General features: G+C 71.4%; 3 protein-coding genes. 2 read left to right on the top strand and 1 reads right to left on the bottom strand.

Annotation, left to right across the window (positions count from 1 at the left end; genetic code table 11):
* A partial coding sequence (locus tag GL263_RS26035; protein WP_182858188.1) for an alpha/beta fold hydrolase occupies window positions 1-868 on the top strand: 868 nt, incomplete at its 5' end.
* A gap of 15 nt (window positions 869-883) precedes the next feature.
* Here GL263_RS26035 and GL263_RS26030 read toward each other — a convergent pair.
* Entirely contained in the window at window positions 884-1357 is a 474-nt protein-coding gene (locus GL263_RS26030; RefSeq protein WP_182858187.1) for an HIT family protein, read from the bottom strand.
* A gap of 136 nt (window positions 1358-1493) precedes the next feature.
* On the opposite strand from GL263_RS26030, the gene GL263_RS26025 reads away from it, so the two are divergent.
* A partial coding sequence (locus GL263_RS26025) for a hypothetical protein (RefSeq protein ID WP_182858186.1) occupies window positions 1494-1743 on the top strand: 250 nt, incomplete at its 3' end.

Below are 1743 nucleotides of genomic sequence, written 5' to 3'. Positions count from 1 at the left end.
CCGCTTCGACGGCTTCCGCTACATCAGCCGGCGCGTCACCGGCGCCCCCACCACCAACCCTCCGCTGCTCGTCCTCGGCGGCTCCTCCCAGGACCGCCTCTCCTGGGTCAGGCACGAACCCCACCTCCTCGACCACAGCGACGTCATCACCGCCGACCTCCCCGGCTACGGCACCGCGGACCGGCTCCCCGCCCGCTACGGCATCGACTTCCTCGCCGCCGCCGTCCGCCACCTGCTCGACGAACTCGACCTGCCCCGCGTCGACCTCGTCGGCGCCTGCTTCGGCGGCGCCATCGCCGTCCGCGTCGCCCAGCACTACCCCGGGCACCTCGGCCGCCTCCTCCTCGTCGGCATGACCGACCGGGTCCCCGACGACTACGCCGCCTGCGCACACCGCTGGCGGCGCATGATGGCCGACGGTGAACGCGACGCCGTCGCCGACGAACTCGTCACCCGCTTCCTCGCCGCACCCTCCGCCGGCACCGTCCGCCGGCAGACCGCCGTCGCCCGGTTCCTCCACCGCCAGTTCGTCGCACAGAACGACGACGAGGTCGCCAAGTGGTCGGAGCACAACCTGCGACTGACCTCCCACGAGTGGTTCCGCCCCGAACCCCTGCCCTCCCTGCCGACCCTCGTCGTCACCGGCGAACACGACAACCTCACCCCGCCCGACCACGGTCGCTCCGTCGCCGCCCGCTTCCCCGCCGCCCGCTTCACCACCATCCGCGAAGCCGACCACCTCGCCCCGGTGGAACGTGTCGCCGAGTTCGCCGACCTCGTCAACCGCTTCCGCACCGACACCCCCCTGGACGAACTCCCCTACGCCACGCCCCTGGAAGACGCCACCACCCCGACTCCCCGACCCTGAGACCCGGCCGCCCCTTCACTCCCGCAGCCGGTCCAACCACCGAGCGATCCCCGCCCGCAACCCGTCATGCCGCGACCCCAGCCGAAACCGCGCGTCCCGCCAGTGCTCGCGCGGGTAGAGCCACACCGGCATGCCCACCAGCTCGGCCGGCTCCCACTCGTAGCGAGGCCACACGTGCGCGTGCAGAAACGAATCGGTGTTCCCCAGGATCTCGAGGTTCACCCGCCGGAACGCCGGATCCGACTCGCGGCAGGCCCGCTCGACCGCCTCGCCGAGAAGATCCATGTCAGCCAGAAAGGCCGACCGCCTGGACGCCGAGAGCTCCGAAAGCCGCTCGACGCCCGGCTCGTCGACCAGCAACACGCAATAGCCGGGAAGGAACTGCACATCGCCGACCGCGGCGAACCCCGCCGAAAGACGCCGCATCACCGTCGGGTTCACACCCCGCAGCGCGGCACCCACCCGATCCTGACGCCAGTCGGCCCCCACACCGCACCTCTTTCCACAGCCCTCAAGATCATCAAGCGGGACGCCAGCGTACCCGTCCCGCCGCGCATCGCCCGATCGGGCGGAGTTGCCCCAACACCCCTTTCCGACACCCACCGTTCACGCCAGGGTGCTGTCCGTGATCGATGACATGGAAGCCCCCGCGACCCCCGCGACCTCACGCCTGCGGGCACCCGAGGAACACCAACTGCCCCCCTACCTCGTGGAACGGATCTACCACGCCGTCCGCCTCGCCGGCCTCCCTCTCGCGATCGAGACCGGCGACGCGGGCGTCTACCTCGAACGCGAAGGTCCGCTGACCGGCCCCACCGACCACGTCGTGGTCAGCTGGCAGGTCCCGGACCACCTCTTCCTCACCGCGATGGACC

Source organism: Streptomyces durbertensis (genome assembly GCF_014156695.1).
GTDB classification, from domain to species: domain Bacteria; phylum Actinomycetota; class Actinomycetes; order Streptomycetales; family Streptomycetaceae; genus Streptomyces; species Streptomyces durbertensis.
Note: the sequence above shows the minus strand (reverse complement) of the source record. Positions and strands in the feature narration are given on the sequence as shown.